We start from the raw sequence: 21,029 nt of genomic DNA, 5'->3' as shown, positions 1-21,029 counted from the left end.
TAGGCAAGTGGCAGTAATGATATGTTACTGCCATTTAAAATGTATAGGAGGTTAAGATGCATAGCATAATACATAAATTTAGACAATTAGGAATGAATATCGTATTAGATCCTGTCAGCGGAGCAATACACGTTGTGGATGATTTAACTTATGAATTGTTGGATTTATATTTAGATAATGACTTTGATACGATATGTGATCTATTAAAAGATAAATACGCTGAATCGGATATTAAAGAAGCGTACGATGAAATAGAGTCTCTCCGTCAAAAAGGTCTTCTTTATTCCGAAGATGTGTACAAGGATATAGATGTAAGCAGAAAAGATTCTGTGATAAAAGCTATTTGCCTTAATGTGGCACATGATTGCAATTTAAGATGTAGTTACTGTTTTGCGTCAACTGGCGATTTTAAGGGCGGCAGGAAGTTGATGCCGTACGAAGTAGGCAAAAAAGCTATAGATTTTTTAATAAAAAATTCAGGAAACAGGAAGATCGTAGAAGTGGATTTTTTTGGAGGAGAGCCGCTTTTAAACTTTGATGTTGTAAAAAAATTGGTTGATTACGGAAGAGAAGAAGCAAAAAAATATGGAAAGACTATTAAATACACTATAACTACGAATGGTGTATTATTAGATGAAGAGAAAGCCACATACATAAATGAGAATTTCTCCAACGTCGTATTAAGCCTCGATGGCAGAAAAGATATAAATGATGCCATGAGAAAAAGGATTGATGGCAGTGGTTCATACGATGTGATTTTCCCCAAAATTAAAAACTTTGTTTTAAAAAGAGGCGATAAAGAGCATTACGTAAGAGGAACCTTTACGGCTAAAAATCTTGATTTTTCCAAAGATGTACTGCATTTAGCCGATATGGGAATAAAGGAGATCTCAGTAGAACCTGTAGTGGAAAAAGAAGATACAGATTACACATTAAAGCAAGAACATTTAGAAAAGATTTTAAGAGAGTATGACAAGCTTGCAGAAAAGTATGTAGAGAGAATTGAGGATGGCAGACCTTTTTCATTCTATCATTTTAAAATAAGTTTAGATAATGGTCCTTGCATCAAAAAAAGGCTTCAGGGTTGTGGTGCCGGGTTTGAATATGCGGCTGTAACTCCTGATGGTGAAATATACCCATGCCATCAGTTTGTGGGGAATGAATCTTTTAAATTAGGTAGTGTTGACACAGGAATTGAAAACAAAGAGCTACAAGAGAAATTCATGGAAAGCGATATATATAAAAGAGAAGAATGTAGTAAATGTTGGGCAAGATTTTACTGCAGCGGTGGATGCTTTGCCAACAATTATAATATAAATGGGGACATAAATAAACCATACGAACTATCTTGTGAGATGCAAAAAAAGAGATTTGAGTGTGCTATAGCAATCAAAGCTTATGAAATGTTAAAAGAAAATGATATTTACGAAAAATAGTAAGCCATGGTAATTTGATAATTGACCGTTTACAATAAAAGTAATATAATAAAACGTAGCGAACAAAAGAAAGGGGATAATGATGAAATCGAGAGGATTGGCAAAATTTTTATCAGTAATCGTGCTTGCCATAATAGTAGCGTATGTTGCTTTTTATGGTGTAAATGCCGGAAATTATTCGATTAAGCCAGTTCAAGACAGTATAAGGCTGGGACTTGACTTAAGAGGTGGTGTCTACGTCTTGGAACAGGCACAAGGGAATGTTTCACAGGACGCTATGACAAGGGCGATCTCTATAATAAGAAACAGAGTAGATGCTTTAGGCGTATCACAACCGCTTATAGTTCAACAAGGATCCAATAGGATAAGGATAGAGATTCCGGGTGTTAACGATCCTGATCAAGTTATTTCTTACTTAGGACAGACAGCACAGCTTAAATTTATAGGGCCTGATGGCAAAGTTATATTGACAGGTGCGGATGTTAAAGACTCAAAAGCAGTTTATCAAACGACTCAGGCCGGTGTACAGGAGCCAGTTGTTACACTTGATTTAAACAGCAAGGGTGCGAAAGCTTTTGCAGATGCGACAGCGAAGTTTGTAGGCAAGCAAATAGCAATAGTTCTTGACGACAAGACAATATCTGCGCCAGTAGTACAAGAGCAGATTCCTGATGGCAAAGCGGTTATAAATGGAATGAAAGATTTTAACGAAGCAAAAAATTTGGCAAACCTTATAAGAGGTGGAGCACTTCCGGTGACGCTGAAACAGGTTGAATACAGCTCTGTTGGTGCTACATTAGGACCAAGTGCATTAAAAGCCAGTGAAGAAGCGGGTATGTATGGACTCTTAATAGTTTTATTGTTTATGATAGCTTTCTATAGGCTGCCTGGATTGATAGCAGATATAGCTCTTGGTATATACATTTTAATAAACTTTATCGTATACGCATTGTTGCATGTTACGTTGGACTTGCCTGGCATTGCTGGTATGCTTTTGTCAATAGGTATGGCGGTTGACGCTAATATAATCATTTTTGAAAGAATGAAAGAAGAGATGAGAGCAGGAAAATCTATAAGAGCTTCCTTAGATGCCGGATTCAGAAAAGCATTTGTGGCAGTATTTGATTCAAACATCACAACACTTATTGCTGCATTTGTCTTGTTCTTCATGGGTGCAGGAACTGTAAAAGGGTTTGCATTGACGCTTATAATCGGTGTTATCGCAAGTATGTTTACTGCAATAACTGTTTCAAGGTTCTTACTTAAGTCGATTGTTGAAACAGAATTCACTAAGAATATCAGAGTATACGGTGCATAAGGAGGCGAAAACTATGAGATGGAATAACATTAAGTGGAATATTGACGTCATAGGTAAAACCAAAGTTTGGTTTACTATATCCGGCATAATAATATTGGCAGGGCTTATTGCTTTGTTTACAATGGGCTTAAATTGGGGGCTTGACTTTACAGGAGGCACTGTAGTTGAATTCAATATGCATAAGCCTGTGACGATTGCTATGAATAATGAAATTACAAGTATTTTAAAAAGCAATGGTGTTAAAGATTCACAGGTAAAAGCTATTGGTCCCAATAACACACATGTTTCAATAACGACTCCAAGTCTTGACGATAAGACGAGGACTGCCGTTATAAATGCTATAGAATCTAAGTACAAACTCACTGTTAAAGACCTTGTGTCATCACAGAATGTCAGCGCATCAATAGGTAAAGAGATGCAGTTTGGAACGATTTTAGCATCTGCCGTAGCTGCACTTCTTATGCTTATTTACATTGGCTTCAGGTTTAATTTCGAGATGGGTGCTGCTGCTGTTTTAGCTTTGATACATGATATATTAATAATGATTTCGGCTTACGCGTTGCTTAGGATAGTTGTGGACACACCTTTTGTGGCTGCTATACTTACGGTTTTTGGTTATTCTATAAATGATACGATTGTCATATTTGATAGGATAAGAGATAACATTAAGTTGATGAGAAAGGCCAGCTATAAAGAGATAGCAAATGTCAGCGTAAATGAGACGATGACCCGGTCGATAAATACTGTCATGACAGTTTTACTTATGCTTATACTTATGTACTTCTTTGGCCCTTCATCTATAAAAGATTTTGCTTTACCATTGTTAATTGGTATCACAAGTGGTGCGTATTCTTCAATTTTTATTGCAAGCCCACTTTGGGTTATATTTAAGGATAAAGAAGGAAAAAATAGTGTTGGAAACAAGGTAGGAAATAGACCTCAAAAAGCATGATAGGAGGTGATTACATGCTTAAGGAGATGTTTCTTGCAGGGCTTGGTGCTGTTTCACTGACAAAAGATAAGATAGAGGAGATCGCTCAAGAGCTTGTAAAGCGGGGCGAACTCACTGCGGAAGATAAAAACAACTTCATAAATAGTGCATTGAATTCTGTAAACAAACAGAAGCAGGTCATTAAAGAAAAGGCTTATGAGAATATTCAGCAATTGGCTAAGGAAGCAAATTTAGTGACGAGAGAAGAATACAATCTTTTGTTGGCGCGGATAGCTGAACTGGAAAGCAAATTAGATCAGCTTATTCAGAACAATCAGAATATGTAAATTTCTTAATTAGTGGCATAATACTTTTAAGTATATTGCCGCTATATTTTTATTGAGGTGTGGAAATGAATCTGTTCAGTATTTTTTCAACGAGAAAGTATATAAAAAGGTATAGGGAAATACTAAAAATACTCACAAAAAATGGCTTTGGCTTTATAAGCGAAGTATTGTCAAAGAAAAAGAGCATACCGTTTGTTTATATACGTAAGAATGATTTGCCTATTGCTTTATCTGAAAGGATTCGAATTACTTTAGAGGAGTTAGGGCCTACATTTGTGAAGATGGGGCAGTTATTAAGCACAAGACCTGATTTGCTTCCGCATGATGTGATTAATGAGTTATCAAAGCTTCAAGATGATGTTCCGCCCGTAGAGTTTGATACAATGCGCCAAATCGTCGAAGATGAATTGGGAGATAAAATTTCTAATTTATTCTTGACTTTTGATAAAGAACCAATAGCGTCTGCATCCATTGGGCAAGTTTACAAAGCGGTTACGAGGGAAGGAAATGACGTCGTGGTTAAAGTCCAAAGGCCAGGCGTATATGAAAAAATAACGGCTGATATTATCATCTTAAAGACGATTGCAAAAATTTTGAATGAGCGCCTTACTGACTCACCTGTTGATTTTTTGGATGTGGTAAATGAGTTGTCAGAGTCACTTCTAAATGAATTGGACTATACTTTAGAAGGCAATAACGCAGATAAGTTTAGAGAAAACTTTATTAATGAGTCGTATGTCTACATACCAAAAATATATTGGGAATACACGACAAAAAAAGTTTTAACAATGGAGTACATTGACGGAATCAGCGTTAAAAACAAAGAAAAATTGCGTGATAGTGGATTTGATTTAAAGAAGATAGCATACAACGGTGCTATGTCTATATTCATGCAGATATTCGTCTATGGATTTTTTCATGGAGATCCCCATCCAGGCAATATCCTCATAAGAAGAGATGGAAAGCTGTCATACATAGATTTTGGCATTGTAGGATATATAGACAGGTCAAACCGGGAAATGATAGTAGAGCTTTTTAAGGCTTTTGTCGACAATGATACAGATGAAGTTGTTTCGATTTTAACAGACATGGATGCCATAAGAGATGGCGTAAATATAAGGCATTTGAAGTACGATCTTAGCGGGATCATCAGCTATTTTTACAATACTCCTCTTAAAAATATAAATATCAATGATTCTGCTAAAAAGATAACTTCAATCATCTACAAGTACAAATTGATCATGCCTGCAGAGTTTACGCTGTTACTTAAATCATTGGCGACCATTGAAGGAGTTGGAAAAGAATTAGACCCTGACTTCAGCATATCTGATATTGCGAAAGATTTTGTAAAAAAGATATACATAAACAATTTCAATTTTGCCAAAACGCTGAGTGAAAATGCAAAAGACCTTCATAAGATATACGTTCATTTAAAGAAGTTTCCATCAAAGCTTCAGGGGATAATTTCAAAGATATTAAAAGACAATGTAAGAGTAAAATTGGACATTGAAGAGACTGAAAAGATGAAGTACGACCTTAATTCAATGATAAATAAAATGATCATAAGCATTATAGCTGCGTCGCTTATAATAGGTTCATCACTTATAATGTCTCTAAATGGTGGGTACAAAGTATATGGTTACAATGCAGTGGGCTTAGTTGGCTACTTAATATCGTTCATATTATGTATGGCGATTGTCTATTACATACTTTTTATAGAAAAAAAGCGAAAATAATGTGTTTTGTGAGGTGACGGAATGAGATGGTATACAACTGGGTATCAAAAAAGACTAAAAATGATAAACTTGTTGATGAAATTGCAAATAAGTTTAATTTAAAAACTTATGTCGCACAGACAATTGTCAATAGAGGATATGATGATTTGGAAAAAGTTTATGAATATTTAAACCCAACATTAAACGCGCTTAATAATCCTTATTTATTGGAAGGAATAGAAAAAGCGGTTTCGATCATAAAATATCATATCGGGTTAAATGACAAAATAACGATATATGGTGATTACGATGTGGATGGTATAACCAGCACTTCAATTTTATATATGGCTTTAAGAAGGCTTGGTGCAAATGCAGATTTTTATATACCAGATCGCCTGTTGGAAGGTTATGGAATAAATATGGATGCTGTTAAAGCATTGTGCGATTCCGGAACGAAGCTTATTATAACCGTTGATTGTGGGATAGCGTCATTAAAGGAAGTACAATATGCACGAAAACTGGGCCTTGATGTTATTATTACAGACCATCATCAAGTTCCGGATATACTGCCAGAAGCTAATTGTATCGTAAATCCACATATTAAAGATTGTACATATCCATATAGAGAATTAGCAGGAGTTGGAGTTACTTTTAAGCTTTGTTTGGCACTCTTAGGGGATGAAGCATTGGAATTCCTTGATGTAGTGGCTTTAGGCACGGTGGCAGATATAGTACCGCTTACTGGAGAGAATCGTGTGATCGTAAAAGAAGGATTAAAGATGATGAGAAATACAAAAAACAAAGGATTAAGGGCTTTAATAGATTCTGCCGGCCTTAATGAAAGAGATATAGATACGTACCATGTTGGATTCATATTGGCTCCGAGGCTAAATGCTGCAGGAAGATTAGAAAGCGCCGTATTGTGTGTGAATTTGTTAGTGACAGATGATACTATAGAAGCTGACAGAATAGCAGCTTATTTAAATAGTGAGAATGCGAAAAGACAAGAAATCGAGAAAAAGATATTAGAAGAAGCTATTATGCAAGTTGAAAACAATGTGGACTTAGAAAAAGAAAAGTTTATTGTTCTTTATAGCGAAAATTGGCATCCGGGTGTAATTGGGATAGTTTCTTCAAGGATAACAGAAAGATATCATAGACCGTCTATTTTAATAAGTGTCAGTGATGGTTTTTGCAAGGGTTCAGGAAGAAGCATAAAAGGATTTAATATATACGAGGCAATAAAATATGCTGGTGACTGTTTGATTAACTTTGGAGGACATGAAATGGCTGCAGGCTTGACTATAGATAGCGGTCAAATAGATGATTTTAGACTTAAACTCAATGAATATGCCAATACAAAATTAACTTCTTTTGATATGATGCCGATAATCGAGATAGAAACTTCTATTGATGATGTATTGGATTGTGATGGAGCAAATCAAATAAGTTTGTTAGAGCCTTTTGGCAGTGGAAATCCTATGCCAATGTATGCGATTAAAAATTTGGTCGTAAAACAAATTTCCCTCTTTGGAGATAACAAACACATTCGAATAATGGCTGAGAAAAATGATGTTATGTACAATGTCGTTTTATTCAATAGAGCTTGCGAATTTGACAAGATTAGCACAGGAGATGTTTTAGATATTGCAGGCTTTATCAAAATAAATGAGTGGAATGGAGAGAAAAAGCTTGAGATAATAGCAAAAGATATTTTAGTGAAAGAGAAAAATGTATTATTTTTCAGAAATTTATACAATACTTTAATGAGCTTTAATTATGATGATTTTCAAGGATTAGAAAGCTATAATTTTATTGATATGCGAAATATCGATGATAAAAGATCTTATGTTTCAAAATTGTTTAAAAGTGACGATAGTACAGCAGTCATAATAAACACTCGATACCATATAAAAGAGCTTATTAATTATCTTAACGCTTGCAACTATTGTGATTTTAAGTTAAGCAATAAAATTGTCGATGCAAAGAATGTAGTTTTGTGGTGCATTAATGCTGATGAAATTATGCATTTGCCTTCTAAATTTAAAAATATAGTTTTTTACGATATACCATTCGATTCAAAAATGTTTTATAATATATTAGCAAACAGCAGAGAAAGTATTGTACACCTTTTGTTTGGAAAGGAAGACTTAAAAAGCAGTTTAAATGATATCTACAATATTGTACCCAGAAGGAGTGATTTTGCTAAAATATTTGTAAGCATGAAAGAAAATTCGGATACGTTGATATTAAAAGATCAAATTTACGATTATTTTAATTTGAATTCCATAAAGTCAATGATATGTTTAAAAATTCTTAAAGACAATGGATTGATTAATATAGAAGAAAGTGATAATATTTTTGTGTTAAGGAGAAATTGTGTCGATTCAAAAGTGAATATTAAAGATCACCAGCTATTACAAAAACTGTATATAGTGGAAAAAAGTTTTATAAAATTTGCTTTTCAAATATTGAAAAAGAATGTTAAGGAGGAAACAGCATGACATTAGAAGATGTTAAAGCACTAATAAGGGAAATACCGGATTTTCCGAAAGAAGGAATTGGTTTTAAAGACATAACACCTGTTTTAAAGGATAAAGATGCGTTTGTGTTTTCAATAGACATGTTAGCTGATGCTATAAAAGATAGAAATGCTGATTTGATTGCAGGTCCAGAGGCTAGGGGTTTTTTGTTTGGAGCACCATTGGCATATAAAATGGGATTGGGATTTGTGCCTGTTAGGAAACCTGGGAAGTTACCTGCTGAAACAGTCAATTATCAATACGAGCTTGAGTACGGCGTGGATTCATTGGAGATACACAAAGACGCTATTAGCAAAGGGCAGAGAGTTATTATTGTCGATGATTTATTGGCAACTGGCGGTACAATATATGCTGCAGCGAAGTTAATTGAAGAATTGGGCGGTATTGTCGATTGTATATTGTTTTTGACAGAATTGACTTTTTTAAATGGACGTAAAAAGTTAGAAGGTTATGATGTCATTTCATTGATAAAGTTTTAAAATGTCGGTTTTAAAAAGGTGATCATTAATAATGATTGAAAAAATTATTGAGAGAGTAAAAAAATACGATCAATCTGAAGATGATATTAATTTAATATTAAAAGCTTATGATTATGCGCTAAAAGCTCATGAAGGACAATACAGAAATTCAGGAGAACCGTATATTGTTCACCCTGTAGAAGTTGCAATGATTCTTGCTGATCTGGAACTTGATGTATCTACTATTGCCAGTGGACTTCTTCATGATGTAATAGAAGATACATCTATTTCTTATGAAGATATAAAAAATGAATTTGGGCAGGAAATTGCTGATTTAGTAGACGGCGTGACGAAGCTTGGCATGATAGAATACAAATCGAAAGTAGAACAGCAGGCTGAAAATATGAGGAAAATGCTCATTGCAATGGCTAAAGATATACGAGTTATAATGATAAAGCTCGCTGATCGCCTCCACAATATGCGTACTCTTAAATTTTTAAGCGAAGAGAAGCAAAAGGAGAAAGCACAAGAAACATTGGAAATATGCGCTCCTATTGCCCATAGATTAGGTATGTCAATGATAAAGTGGGAGTTGGAGGATTTAGCATTGAGATACCTTCATCCTGATGAATATTACAGTCTCGTTGAAAAGGTTGCAAAGAAGAGGAAAGAGAGAGAAGAATCCATAAAGGAACTCATTGAAAAGTTAAAAGAAAAATTGAATGAAATCGGAATAAAGGCTGATGTTGATGGAAGACCTAAACATTTTTACAGTATTTATAAAAAAATGAAGCAGCAAAACAAGACTTTTGAGCAGATTTACGACTTAATGGCTGTCAGAGTAATTGTCAATACTGTAAAAGATTGTTATGGGACATTAGGCGTTGTTCATACATTGTGGAAGCCAATGCCTGGCAGATTTAAAGATTATATTGCTATGCCAAAGCCAAATATGTACCAGTCTCTCCACACTACTGTAATTGGGCCGAAAGGTGAACCATTTGAAATACAAATTCGAACTTGGGACATGCACAGGACAGCAGAATATGGAATTGCAGCTCACTGGAAGTATAAAGAGGGCAAATCTTACGAAGATGAGTTTGACGCTAAGCTTTCCTGGTTGCGGCAGCTTTTGGAGTGGCAAAGAGAGTTAAAAGATGCTAAGGAATTCATGGAGACCTTAAAAATAGATCTGTTTACAGATGAGGTTTACGTTTTTACTCCTAAAGGTGATGTCATAAGTCTCCCAGCCGGTTCTACGCCTATTGATTTTGCATATAGCATTCATACCGAAATAGGCCACAGATTAAATGGCGCTAAAGTAAATGGAAAGATCGTTCCAATAGATTATGAGCTTAAAAATGGTGATATAGTTGAGATTCTCACGACAACCAATGCTGACAGAGGTCCCAGCAGAGACTGGCTTCAGATTGTAAAAAGCTCACAAGCAAAAAATAAAATACGGCAGTGGTTTAAAAAGGAAAAAAGAGAAGAAAATATCGAACGAGGACAGGAGATATTTTACAGGGAGTTAAAAAGACAAGGGATACAACAATCCCAATTAAAAAGCGATATAATGGAATCTGTTCTAAAAAAGCTAAACATGCATTCTGAAGAAGATTTGTATGCAACAATTGGATTTGGCGGGCTTGCATTAAATCAGATAATACCTCGCATAAAGGAAGAGTTAAAGCAAGTAGAAAGTGAGTCCAAAAGACAAATTCCAACTGTACTGGAAGCAAAGAAAAAGCAAAAGATTGGCGGAATGGGTGTAATTGTAAAAGGCGAAGACAATGTCATGGTTAGATTTTCGAAATGTTGTTCTCCTGTCCCTGGTGATGAAATAGTAGGATATGTCACAAAAGGCCGTGGAGTTTCAATACACAGAAAGGATTGTCCAAATATAAAAGATTATGTTTACGATAAAAATAGAATTATAGAAGTTGAGTGGGATCAAGGCAAAAACATGGCGTATCAAGCAGATATTCAGATTATGGCTATTGATAGGTATGGATTACTGACTGATGTTACCAGTATATTAGCTGATATAAAAATTTCTGTAAGAGCTGTAAATGCAAGAACAACAAGGGATAATATTGCAATAATTAATTTGACGTTAGAGATTACATCGAAAGAGCAGCTTGAAAAAATTATGAATAAATTAAAAGCTCTTGATGGTGTGACGGATGTATACAGAATAAGTGCATGAAATTTACTCATGACGAAAAATGCAGCATTGGAGGTATTAAAACATGAGGGCTGTTGTTCAAAGAGTTTTGCAAGGAAACGTAACAGTTGACGACAATATAGTAGGAGAAATTAACAAAGGACTTGTAGTCTTGGTGGGTGTTTCAAATGATGATGGCTTGGAGGATGTAGAATATATATCCGATAAGATCGCCAATTTAAGGATTTTTGATGACGAAGAAGGTAAGATGAACCTTTCTATAATTGATGTTGGCGGTGAAATCTTATTAGTGTCACAGTTTACGCTTCTTGGCGATGCAAGAAAAGGTAGGAGACCTAATTATATGAATGCTGCCAAATCAGAAAAAGCGCTGTACCTTTTTGATAGATTGTGCAATGAATTAAGTAAAACGGGACTTCATGTTAAGACAGGAAAATTTGGAGCTATGATGCAGGTTTCTTTGATAAATGATGGACCAGTAACGATACTTTTAGATTCAAAAAAGATCTTTTAAGGTGAGTGGAATATGAGAGACGATTTAGATATTAAAAAATTTTCAGTAGGGCCTTTGCAAGCCAACTGTTATATAGTATCTGCAAAGGGTAGTCATGAATGTGTAATGGTAGATCCTGGCGATTTTGCATCTGAAGTGGAAGATTATTTGATAGATAATGATTTTAGACTGAAGTATATTTTGATAACTCATGGGCATTTTGATCATATTGGGGGCGTCGATTACTTTAGAGACAAATTTGGAGCAAAAGTTTGCATTTCTATCGATGATGCAGCAATGCTTAAAAATCCAGCGATGAATTTGTCTGAGCTTGGCTTTGAAAAAATAATATCACAAGATGCTGATATTTTGTTAAGGGATGGTGACACTTTATCGTTTGGAGAAGGTATTTTTATAACAACTATTCATACTCCTGGACATACACCTGGTGGAGTATGCTATAAAATCGATGATGCCTGTTTTACGGGAGATACGCTTTTTAAGGAATCTATAGGTCGAACTGACTTTCCAGGTGGCGATTTCAATGAAATAATAAATTCAATTAAAAATAAATTGTTTATACTACCTGATACGACTTTAGTTTTTCCGGGGCATGGTGATATCACCACAATTAAGGACGAAAAACTTAAAAACCCATTTGTACGCTTTTCATAAAATCTTATATATCTCATCAGAAGTCGGCGGATTTATTTCTATTTTTTTATTGCCATCTATAAGATATTTTCCGTTTTTTGTAATCTTACCGACTATTGTTGCATCGATATTTTGCTTTTTCAATTCATCTACTATTTTTTTGCCATTTGATGACGTAATAATCATCGAGCCGCTTGAGATAAGCTTAAATGGATCTAAGTTAAAGTAATCACAGATAATCATAGTCTCATTCCTTACAGGAATTAAATCACTGAAAATTTCAATTCCCACATTTGATGCTTCTGCGATTTCAAAGGCTGCGCCTAATATCCCGCCTTCGGTAATATCATGCATACAATTTACGCCACATTCAGCCGCAATTAAACCCTCTTTTACTACACTTAAATCTGTAATAAAGCTTTTCGCGCTGTCTAAAACAGATTCAGAAATATGATTTGATAGCTTTTCATAGTAATCGTTGGCGATTATGAAGGTTCCTTCAATACCTACTGATTTGGTAACTATTACGTCATCATTTAATTTAGCGCCGCTTGTTTTAATGAATTTGTCTTTGCTACATACACCGATGGCAGTAGTCGATATTACTGGTTTATTTACGGAAGATGTGACTTCGCTATGACCGCCGAGAACCTCAATGTTAAGCTCTTTGGCTCCTCTATCTATTTCCTGCACGATTTTGTTCAATGATTCTTCATCAGAACCTATTGGCAGCAAAATGGTTTCAAGTACGCCTATGGGTTTTGCACCACATGATGCAATGTCATTGCATGAAATAATTACAGATAAGTATCCGCTTAAGTTATTTGAGGCAGTTATGGGATCTGTAGACAAAACAGCCGCATACTGGTCAAATTCAATAACGCTGCAATCTTCTCCTATACCTGCATGTACAGCTACTTCGTTTCGCTTTACGCCTAAGTTGGTGTATACGAGTTTTGATAAAATGTCTGTTGGCACTTTTCCTTCTTTCATAGTAAGCACATCCTTTGAAAATTTTTGTATATATCTATATTAGCATAAATAATTTTTATGTTCCACATCAAAGTATTTCAGTAAAAAATAATTTAAAAACTTATAGACAAATATAAAATATTGTGATATCATATTAAAAAAGAAGATTATGCATCCTTTAACTGGTCCTGTGAGGCTGGCAAGGAGTTAAAACAGATGTTGACTTCTTGCTTTATCAAGAAGTTTTTTTATGGAGGTATAAGATTTGAATTATAAAGCTGAGATAATGGACGAAAAAGCAATTGACAGAGCTTTAATTCGAATTTCACATGAGATTGTAGAAAAGAATAAAGGCATTGAAGATATTGTATTAGTTGGCATAATGCGTAGAGGTGTGCCTCTTGCAAATAGACTTGCTAAGTATATTGAACGCATCGAAGGTGTAAGACCTCCTATAGGTTCACTGGATATTACTTTATATAGAGATGATTTAACTACGAAATTAGAGCAGCCAATTGTCAAAAAAAAGGACATAGGAGTAAATGTAGTTGGGAAAATTGTTGTTTTGGTAGATGATGTAATATATACAGGAAGAACTGTAAGGGCTGCTATGGATGCTGTTATAGATTTAGGGAGACCTAAGTCAATACAGTTGGCAGAACTCATTGATAGGGGACATAGGGAACTTCCCATACGACCTGATTATGTCGGAAAAAATGTGCCTACATCAAAGAGCGAAATTGTAAGTGTCATGCTTGAGGAAATTGATAATGTAAATAAAGTTGTAATAATAGAATAACAACCTTTAAATTAGTCCAGCGAGACTGATAAGGGAGAATTGCGGTTCTCCCACTTTAGAAAGAAAGGGAGATTTTTTATGGTTATTTTAGAATTCATAAGATTCAAAAAATATTCAAAAATCTTATATTTAAGAGCAGAGCCATTTTAATATGTAAAAATGGTTGCTGCTCTATTTTTTAATAACAAAGAAAGGATGGTTAAAATGATAGGAAAAGACGCGTTAGGAATAAGGGAAATGACAAAAGAAGATCTTTTAGAGATACTGGATACAGCAGGAGAAATGAAGAAAATCTTGGTTGGCAATAAAAATTCAGATATTTTAAGAGGCAAGACAGTTGTTACGATATTTTTTGAGCCAAGCACAAGGACAAGATTGTCATTTGAAATGGCAGCAAAATACCTTGGAGCGCATTTTGGAAACATAGAAACCAAGACAAGCAGCGTTGTAAAAGGTGAATCACTTATTGATACAGTAAGAACGGTAGAAAAGATGAAAGCAGATGTGATTGTAGTACGTCACAATATGTCCGGTGCTCCGCATCTTATGGCAAAATATCTTGATGCATCGGTAATAAATGCAGGTGACGGTCTTAACGAACATCCTACACAGGCTTTGTTGGATTTAATGACAATAAGAGAGAAAAAGGGATTTTTTGACGGCTTAAAAGTAGTCATAGTTGGAGATATAGTTCATTCGAGAGTTGCAAGGTCTAATATATGGGGATTACAAAAATTAGGAGCTGACGTTAGACTGGTAGGTCCTGCTACATTGTTGCCAAAGACTTTTGAAAAGCTTGGAGCAAAAGTCTATTACGACATAGACAAAGCTATTGATGGAGCCGATGTAGTCATGGGACTTAGAATTCAATTAGAGAGGCAGAAAAATGGTTTATTTCCATCAAAAGATGAGTTTTCAAAGTATTTTGGGATAACAGAGGAAAGAATGAGACTTGCCAAGAAAGATGCAATATTGATGCATCCTGGACCTATCAATAGAAATGTAGAACTTACATCAAAAGCAGCTAATGCCAAATACTCGGTTATTGAGGAACAAGTTACAAATGGCGTAGCTGTAAGAATGGCATTATTAAAAATATTATGTGAAAGGAGAAAATCAAATGAAATTGGTTATTAAAGATGGGATAGTAATAGATGGAGAAGGATTTAATGAAAAAGCAGATATCTTAATAGAGAATGGAAAGATAAAAGGGATAGATAAAAGAATATCGCTGAATGACGCAATTTCAATTGATGCAAAAGGGAAACATGTATTTCCGGGATTTATTGATATGCACACACATTTGCGGCAACCTGGTTTTGAAGAAAAGGAAACGATAAAAACAGGTACACATGCTGCTGTTGCTGGTGGTTATACAACTGTTGCATGTATGCCAAATACAAATCCTGTTATAGATAATGAAGTAGTTGTGGAATATATAAAAAGTATCGCTGGTAAAGAAGGGTATTGTAAAGTAATTCCGATAGGTGCCATGACTAAAGGCATGTTGGGCGAAGAAATTTCAGAGATGGCAAAATTGAAGGATGTGGGCGTGGTAGCTTTATCTGATGATGGATTTCCAATAATGAATTCAGGGCTTATGAAGAGAATAATGACTTATGGAAGCATGTACGATTTGCTTATGATAACTCACTGCGAAGATAAAATGTTAAGCGGTGAAGGCGTGATGAATAACGGGATAATTTCAACAAAAATCGGCTTAAGAGGAATACCGCATGAAGCGGAAGAGGTAATGTTGTCACGAAATATTATTTTGGCAAAATCTACTGGAGCAAGACTTCATGTAGCGCATGTATCAACAAAGGATAGTGTTGAGTTGATAAGGAGAGCTAAGGCAGATGGAGTAAATATAACAGCAGAGGTAACGCCGCACAATCTATGCCTTACTGAAGATATAGTTGATGGTTTTGACACGAATACAAAGGCTTATCCTCCATTAAGGACAAGGGAAGACGTGAATGCGCTTATAGAAGGGTTAAAAGATGGTACAATAGATGTAATTGCGACAGATCATGCACCTCATACGAAAGATGATAAAAAAGTTCCTTATGAAATAGCGGCTTTTGGCATATCAGGAATCGAAATCGCTTTTTCTGTAGTGTACACGTATCTTGTTAAAAATGGATTGATTGCGATAGACGATTTAGTAAAGTATATGTCGATAGAACCTTCGAGACTTTTAAAATTAACCCATGGTTTTAAGATAGGCAATGATGCAGATATTACAATAATAGATTTAACAAAAGAGTTTACAGTCGATGCGGACAATTTTAAATCAAAAGGTAAAAATTCACCATTTAATGGGCAAAAATTGTACGGCATGGTGGAATATACGATTGTAAATGGAGAAATAAAATTTAAAAATGATGGCAATTATCAAATAAGTAATGTATAATATATATAGAATAATTATACATTATTATGAATAAATATTTATAAGAGGTGTTAATATGTTTTCGGATAATTTGATACATGCAATAAAATTCAAGAATAATCCTACGGTTGTCGGTTTAGATCCAAGAATTGAAAGCATTCCAGAATTCATAAAGAAAGCGGCATTTAATAAATACGGGAACAATACAAAAGGAATATCTGAAGCGATTTATTATTTTAATAAAGGCATTGTTGATGCTGTATTTGATGTAGTACCAGCGGTAAAGATTCAGATCGCTTTTTATGAAATATATGGGGCAAATGGGATAGAAGCTTTTTATAAAACTGCTGAATATGCCAAAGAAAAAGGGCTTATGGTTATAGCAGATGTAAAAAGAGGAGATATAGCAGATGTAGCAGAAATGTATTCAAAAGCATATTTGCAAAATCCCTCTATTGATGCAATTACAATCAATCCGTACATGGGGGAAGATACCATAACCCCATATATACGAGATGTATTAGAATACGACAAAGGGCTATTTATCCTTGTGAAAACTTCTAATGCTGGTTCTGGAACGATTCAAAATTTAAAAACTGTCAGTGGTACTGTATATGAAAATGTAGCTCACATGGTTGACAAGATTTCAAAACTAGCCGAAGGTAGCTTAGGATATAGTTCTATAGGTGCGGTTGTTGGAGCTACGTATAAAGAAGAGGCCAAAATACTGAGAAAAATAATGCCATCTGCTATCTTTTTAGTGCCTGGATATGGAGCACAAGGTGCTACTGCAGAAGATGTCATTAATTGCTTTGATGAAAACAACTTAGGTGCTATAGTCAACTCATCGAGAAAAGTCATCTTCGCTTATAAAAGTCAATATTGGAAAGATGTTTTTTCAGAATATGAATTTGCTCAAGCTGCACGTGCTGAAGTTCTTTTGATGATGGGAATGATTAATAATGCGTTTTTAAAAAGAAGATATATTGCGTGTTGAGGTGAAATATGGAATACGTTGTTAGAGAAAATAGAGAAATTAGCAATGGGATATATAGACTTAGGTTAGAATTTGACGATATTCCTGCTCCAGGGCAATTTATCATGATAAATTGTGGCGGCAATACATTATTAAAGAGGCCATTTAGCATATGTGATCATGATGGGAATGAAATTGCAATTGTTTATAGGATAAAAGGAAAAGGCACTTACAATCTTTCGAAAGTTAAAGCTTTAGACACATTAGAAGTAACTGGTCCCCATGGTCACGGATTCGATATGTTTGATAAATTCAACAATATTCTCATCGTTGGTGGTGGCATAGGGATACCACCACTGCTGTTTCTTTCAAAGAAATTAAAAAATAAAAATCTAAAGATTGCTCTTGGCTTTAAAAGCGATATATTTCTCGTAGATGAATTTCAAAAGTATGGCGATGTCGTTATTGCGACTGAAGACGGGAACACTGGCATTAAGGGGTATGTTACCGATGTAATGAAAGGTGAAATAAAAGATATTGATATGGTTTATGGATGTGGTCCAATGCAAATGCTTAAATCTGTAAAAGACATGGCTGAAAAGTATGATGTGCCTTGTCAAATCTCTGTTGAAGAACATATGGGTTGTGGAATTGGTGCATGTATGGTATGTGCCTGCAAAACAAAAACCGATTCTGGATTTCAATATAAAAAAGTCTGTAAGGATGGTCCTGTATTTTGGGCAAGGGAGGTAGTATTTTGAATCTGAAAGTCAGTATAGGGGACCTTGAGCTTAAGAATCCAATTCTTGTGGCATCTGGTACGTTTGGCTTTGGAAAAGAGTATTCACAATATATCGATTTAGATAATTTAGGAGGAATAATGGTAAAAGGTCTTACAGTGTATCCAAAAGAAGGAAATCCTCCGCCGCGTATATATGAAACGCCATCAGGAATTTTAAATAGTGTTGGACTGCAAAATCCAGGTGTCGATGCTTTCATAAAAGACGAATTACCATTTTTAAATAGATTTAATACTAAAGTAATCGCAAATATAGCAGGAGAAACAATAGAAGAATTCGTATTATTAGCCCAAAAACTTAACATAGACGGTGTAGACGCTTTAGAGATCAATGTCTCATGCCCAAATGTAAAAGAAGGAGGTATGTCATTTGGAATAGATCCCAACAGTGTACATGAGATAACTAAAAAAGTAAAGGAAGTATCAAATAAAACAGTCATTGTAAAATTGACTCCAAATGTAACTGATATAAAGATTTATGCTAAAGCAGCAGAAGACGGTGGTGCTGATGCAATTTCTCTTATAAATACAGTTACTGGAATGGCCATAGATATAAACACAAGGCGACCTGTTTTTAAGAATGTGTTTGCAGGTTTATCAGGACCAGCTATAAAACCTATAGCCCTTAAAAATGTGTATGAAACTAAAAGAGCTGTATCAATCCCTGTGATAGGTATGGGGGGAATTTCATCTGCAGAAGATGCTTTAGAATTCATGATAGCAGGGGCTACTGCTGTAGCTATTGGAACTTATAATTTTATCAATCCTACTGGTTCAATAGACATCTTGGAAGGAATAAAAAAATATATGTTAAGAAATAACATATTTGATGTAAACCAATTGATAAATTCTATTAACGTATAATTATTATGGTAAACCAAAGAGAAAGGAAAATTAAAATGGATAGAGAAAAGGTACTTGAAATATTAAGCGAATTAAAAGTATTGAATAAAGGACATTTTTTATTGACTTCTGGTAGGCATAGCGACACATACCTCCAATGTGCTAAGATTTTCCAGTATCCTAATTACAGTGAATTATTTTCAAAAGAAATAGCGAGTAAATTTATTAAAGAAAAAATAGATGTAGTAATTGGGCCTGCCATTGGTGGTATTATATTTGCGTATGAAGTTGCAAGGCAATTGGGTGCAAAAGCCATCTTTGCTGAAAGAGAAGATGGGATGATGAAATTAAGAAGAGGATTTGAGATAAATGAAGGTAATAATGTACTTGCAGTAGAAGATGTTGTCACAACAGGTGGCTCTGTAAAAGAAGTCATTGAACTTGTAAAAAGTTATAATGCAAATATTGTTGGTGTTGCAAGCATTGTCGACAGAAGCAATGGAAATGTCAACTTTGGAGTAAAATTTGAATCTATAATATCAATTGATGCAGTGTCGTATGAAAGTGAAAAATGCCCACTATGCGAAAAGGGACTGCCTATATACAAACCTGGAAGCAGAAAGTTTAAATAAGAAGCAAAGAGCTTCTTATTTAAACTAAAAAACTTGCAGTATCAAACACTTTAGGTATTCAGTTTCACTGGATGACAACAGTATAGGATGATCTTTTGACTGTGTTCTTTTTTCTATTAGTCTTGTATTCTTTCGTGTGTCGTGGGCGGCTTCTTTAATTATGTTTAGAAACGCATCGGGACTTATGTGTTGTGAGCAAGAACAAGTAATGAGGAAACCGCCTCTTTTCAAGATTTTCATTGCTCTTAAATTTATTTCTTTATATCCTCTTATGGCATCTTTTACTGTCTCTTTACTTTTAGTAAAGGCAGGCGGGTCAAGGATTACAACGTCAAATCTTTTGTTTTCTTCATCGTATTTTTTTAACAAATCAAATGCATTTTCACATGTAAAATGACACTTATCCAGGTATCCGTTTAGAGCTACGTTCTTTTTAGCCATATCTAATGCTGTTTCTGATATATCTACGGTTTCAACGCTTTTAGCACCATAATGCAATGCATGTACTGAAAAAGAGCCTGTATGGCTAAAGCAATCTAAAACATCGGCATCTTTTACGTACTTTTTTATTGCGGCTCTATTTTCTTTTTGGTCTAAAAAATAACCAGTTTTTTGACCGTTTTCTATGTCAACCAAAAGCTTAACGCCGTTTTCTTCAAATTGTTGAATTGTATCGAAATTGCCATATAAAAATCCTTTTGTTTCAGGTAATCCTTCCAGCATTCGCACAGACACATCATTTCTTTCATATATACCTTTAGGTCTTAATAATTCAACGAGTATGTTTACTATTAAGCCCTTGTACCTTTCCATACCAAGTGAAAGTGTTTGAATAACTAAATAATCTCCGAATTTGTCCACAATAAGAGCTGGCAAAAAATCAGCTTCTCCAAAAATTACCCTGCATGAATTTAAATTATCCATAACTTTTTTTCTATATTCCCATGCTTTTAGAATTCTCTTTTTAAAAAAATCCTCATTTATGAGCTCATCTTTTTCATGTGTGAGAAGCCTTACAGTTATCATAGATTTAAGATTTATGTATCCTCGCCCGATGAAGTTTTTCTTGTAATCATAGACATCAACAATTCCACCAGGCTCATAATCGCCTTCTATGTGATCTATTTCTGTTTTGTATATCCATGGATGACCGCTTAATACTCTTCTCAAATTTTCGTTTCTGAGAATTACATCTGTCATAATAACACTCCTAATTCAAAAATTCGTTTAAATAATTTATATCATATAGGCAGAGATGATTCAATACGATTGCTTTTTTATTAAAAAAATATATTCAGTAATAAATGATAGAAAAAAAGAGCATAATAAAGATATATATGTATAATTGCATGTAAATATACTATATTGATAAATTTCATGTTTGAATAAGAATTTAAAACGTGGTATATTAACATACGTCGCTTCTTTGAGGAGCGAATAAAGACACCACAAAATACCAGACAGAAAGCAGTTGACAGAGAGAAGATAATGTGGTAAGATAGACGATGTCGCGATAAGCGGCGAGGGAGA

The 21,029-nt window shown here is 34.6% G+C and carries 19 protein-coding genes; 17 read left to right on the top strand and 2 right to left on the bottom strand.

The genetic code is table 11. From position 1 onward, the window contains the following. Nucleotides 1-56 precede the first annotated feature (56 nt). The 10 genes from scfB (at nt 57) to BVF91_RS03125 (ending at nt 12,104) form a co-directional block, all read left to right on the top strand. Nucleotides 57-1,436, top strand: coding sequence for a thioether cross-link-forming SCIFF peptide maturase (scfB, locus tag BVF91_RS03170; protein WP_085112060.1), 1,380 nt, complete (start codon nt 57-59; stop codon nt 1,434-1,436). A gap of 82 nt (nt 1,437-1,518) precedes the next feature. Beyond that, nucleotides 1,519-2,754 carry a protein translocase subunit SecD gene (gene secD / locus BVF91_RS03165; RefSeq protein WP_206199006.1) on the top strand — a complete coding sequence of 412 codons (1,236 nt, stop codon included), beginning with the start codon at nt 1,519-1,521 and terminating at the stop codon, nt 2,752-2,754. A 13-nt stretch (nt 2,755-2,767) separates the two neighbouring features. Further along, nucleotides 2,768-3,706: a protein translocase subunit SecF gene (gene secF / locus BVF91_RS03160; RefSeq protein WP_085112058.1), complete on the top strand. Its 939-nt coding sequence runs from the start codon at nt 2,768-2,770 to the stop codon at nt 3,704-3,706. A 14-nt stretch (nt 3,707-3,720) separates the two neighbouring features. After that, nucleotides 3,721-4,032 (top strand): phasin family protein, encoded by a 312-nt coding sequence (locus BVF91_RS03155; RefSeq protein ID WP_085112057.1) that lies wholly within the window; start codon nt 3,721-3,723, stop codon nt 4,030-4,032. Nucleotides 4,033-4,097: 65 nt separating this feature from the next. Further along, nucleotides 4,098-5,768 carry a 2-polyprenylphenol 6-hydroxylase gene (ubiB, locus tag BVF91_RS03150; protein WP_085112056.1) on the top strand — a complete coding sequence of 557 codons (1,671 nt, stop codon included), beginning with the start codon at nt 4,098-4,100 and terminating at the stop codon, nt 5,766-5,768. Nucleotides 5,769-5,794: 26 nt separating this feature from the next. After that, nucleotides 5,795-8,251, top strand: a complete 2,457-nt coding sequence (gene recJ / locus BVF91_RS03145; RefSeq protein ID WP_085112055.1) for a single-stranded-DNA-specific exonuclease RecJ — start codon at nt 5,795-5,797, stop codon at nt 8,249-8,251. Beyond that, nucleotides 8,248-8,769, top strand: coding sequence for an adenine phosphoribosyltransferase (locus BVF91_RS03140; RefSeq protein ID WP_085112054.1), 522 nt, complete (start codon nt 8,248-8,250; stop codon nt 8,767-8,769). The genes recJ and BVF91_RS03140 overlap by 4 nt, the downstream gene beginning before the upstream one ends. 31 nt (nt 8,770-8,800) lie before the next feature. Beyond that, on the top strand, nt 8,801-10,957 hold the full coding sequence (locus tag BVF91_RS03135) for a RelA/SpoT family protein (RefSeq protein WP_085112053.1): 2,157 nt from the start codon (nt 8,801-8,803) through the stop codon (nt 10,955-10,957). A 43-nt stretch (nt 10,958-11,000) separates the two neighbouring features. Next, on the top strand, nt 11,001-11,450 hold the full coding sequence (dtd, locus tag BVF91_RS03130) for a D-aminoacyl-tRNA deacylase (protein ID WP_085112052.1): 450 nt from the start codon (nt 11,001-11,003) through the stop codon (nt 11,448-11,450). Nucleotides 11,451-11,462: 12 nt separating this feature from the next. Then, nucleotides 11,463-12,104: an MBL fold metallo-hydrolase gene (locus BVF91_RS03125; protein ID WP_085112051.1), complete on the top strand. Its 642-nt coding sequence runs from the start codon at nt 11,463-11,465 to the stop codon at nt 12,102-12,104. On the opposite strand, the gene BVF91_RS03120 is transcribed toward BVF91_RS03125, so the two are convergent. Further along, nucleotides 12,099-13,076, bottom strand: coding sequence for an AIR synthase family protein (locus BVF91_RS03120; protein WP_085112050.1), 978 nt, complete (start codon nt 13,074-13,076; stop codon nt 12,099-12,101). The genes BVF91_RS03125 and BVF91_RS03120 overlap by 6 nt on opposite strands. Nucleotides 13,077-13,320: 244 nt before the next feature. On the opposite strand from BVF91_RS03120, the gene pyrR reads away from it, so the two are divergent. The 7 genes from pyrR to pyrE all read left to right on the top strand — a co-directional run bounded on the left by pyrR (nt 13,321) and on the right by pyrE (nt 19,499). After that, nucleotides 13,321-13,854: a bifunctional pyr operon transcriptional regulator/uracil phosphoribosyltransferase PyrR gene (gene pyrR / locus BVF91_RS03115; protein WP_143588963.1), complete on the top strand. Its 534-nt coding sequence runs from the start codon at nt 13,321-13,323 to the stop codon at nt 13,852-13,854. A gap of 204 nt (nt 13,855-14,058) precedes the next feature. Beyond that, nucleotides 14,059-14,991 (top strand): aspartate carbamoyltransferase catalytic subunit, encoded by a 933-nt coding sequence (locus BVF91_RS03110; protein ID WP_085112049.1) that lies wholly within the window; start codon nt 14,059-14,061, stop codon nt 14,989-14,991. Further along, nucleotides 14,975-16,270: a dihydroorotase gene (locus BVF91_RS03105; protein WP_085112048.1), complete on the top strand. Its 1,296-nt coding sequence runs from the start codon at nt 14,975-14,977 to the stop codon at nt 16,268-16,270. Before BVF91_RS03110 ends, BVF91_RS03105 begins: the two co-directional genes overlap by 17 nt. A gap of 55 nt (nt 16,271-16,325) precedes the next feature. Then, a complete protein-coding gene (gene pyrF / locus BVF91_RS03100) occupies nt 16,326-17,246 on the top strand; it encodes an orotidine-5'-phosphate decarboxylase (RefSeq protein ID WP_085112047.1) in 921 nt (306 codons plus the stop codon). Nucleotides 17,247-17,254: 8 nt separating this feature from the next. Next, complete coding sequence (locus tag BVF91_RS03095) at nt 17,255-17,986, top strand: dihydroorotate dehydrogenase electron transfer subunit (RefSeq protein WP_085112046.1); 732 nt, start codon at nt 17,255-17,257, stop codon at nt 17,984-17,986. Next, nucleotides 17,983-18,888, top strand: a complete 906-nt coding sequence (locus BVF91_RS03090) for a dihydroorotate dehydrogenase (RefSeq protein WP_085112045.1) — start codon at nt 17,983-17,985, stop codon at nt 18,886-18,888. The genes BVF91_RS03095 and BVF91_RS03090 overlap by 4 nt, the downstream gene beginning before the upstream one ends. 35 nt (nt 18,889-18,923) lie before the next feature. Further along, on the top strand, nt 18,924-19,499 hold the full coding sequence (pyrE, locus tag BVF91_RS03085; RefSeq protein WP_085112044.1) for an orotate phosphoribosyltransferase: 576 nt from the start codon (nt 18,924-18,926) through the stop codon (nt 19,497-19,499). A 24-nt stretch (nt 19,500-19,523) separates the two neighbouring features. Here the strand turns inward: pyrE and BVF91_RS03080 are convergent, their stop codons facing one another. Beyond that, nucleotides 19,524-20,699 (bottom strand): class I SAM-dependent rRNA methyltransferase, encoded by a 1,176-nt coding sequence (locus tag BVF91_RS03080; RefSeq protein WP_085112043.1) that lies wholly within the window; start codon nt 20,697-20,699, stop codon nt 19,524-19,526. Between the last annotated feature and the right edge of the window lie 330 nt (nt 20,700-21,029).

It is taken from the genome of Thermoanaerobacterium sp. PSU-2, from assembly GCF_002102475.1.
Taxonomy (GTDB): Bacteria; Bacillota; Thermoanaerobacteria; order Thermoanaerobacterales; family Thermoanaerobacteraceae; genus Thermoanaerobacterium.
Note: the sequence above shows the minus strand (reverse complement) of the source record. Positions and strands in the feature narration are given on the sequence as shown.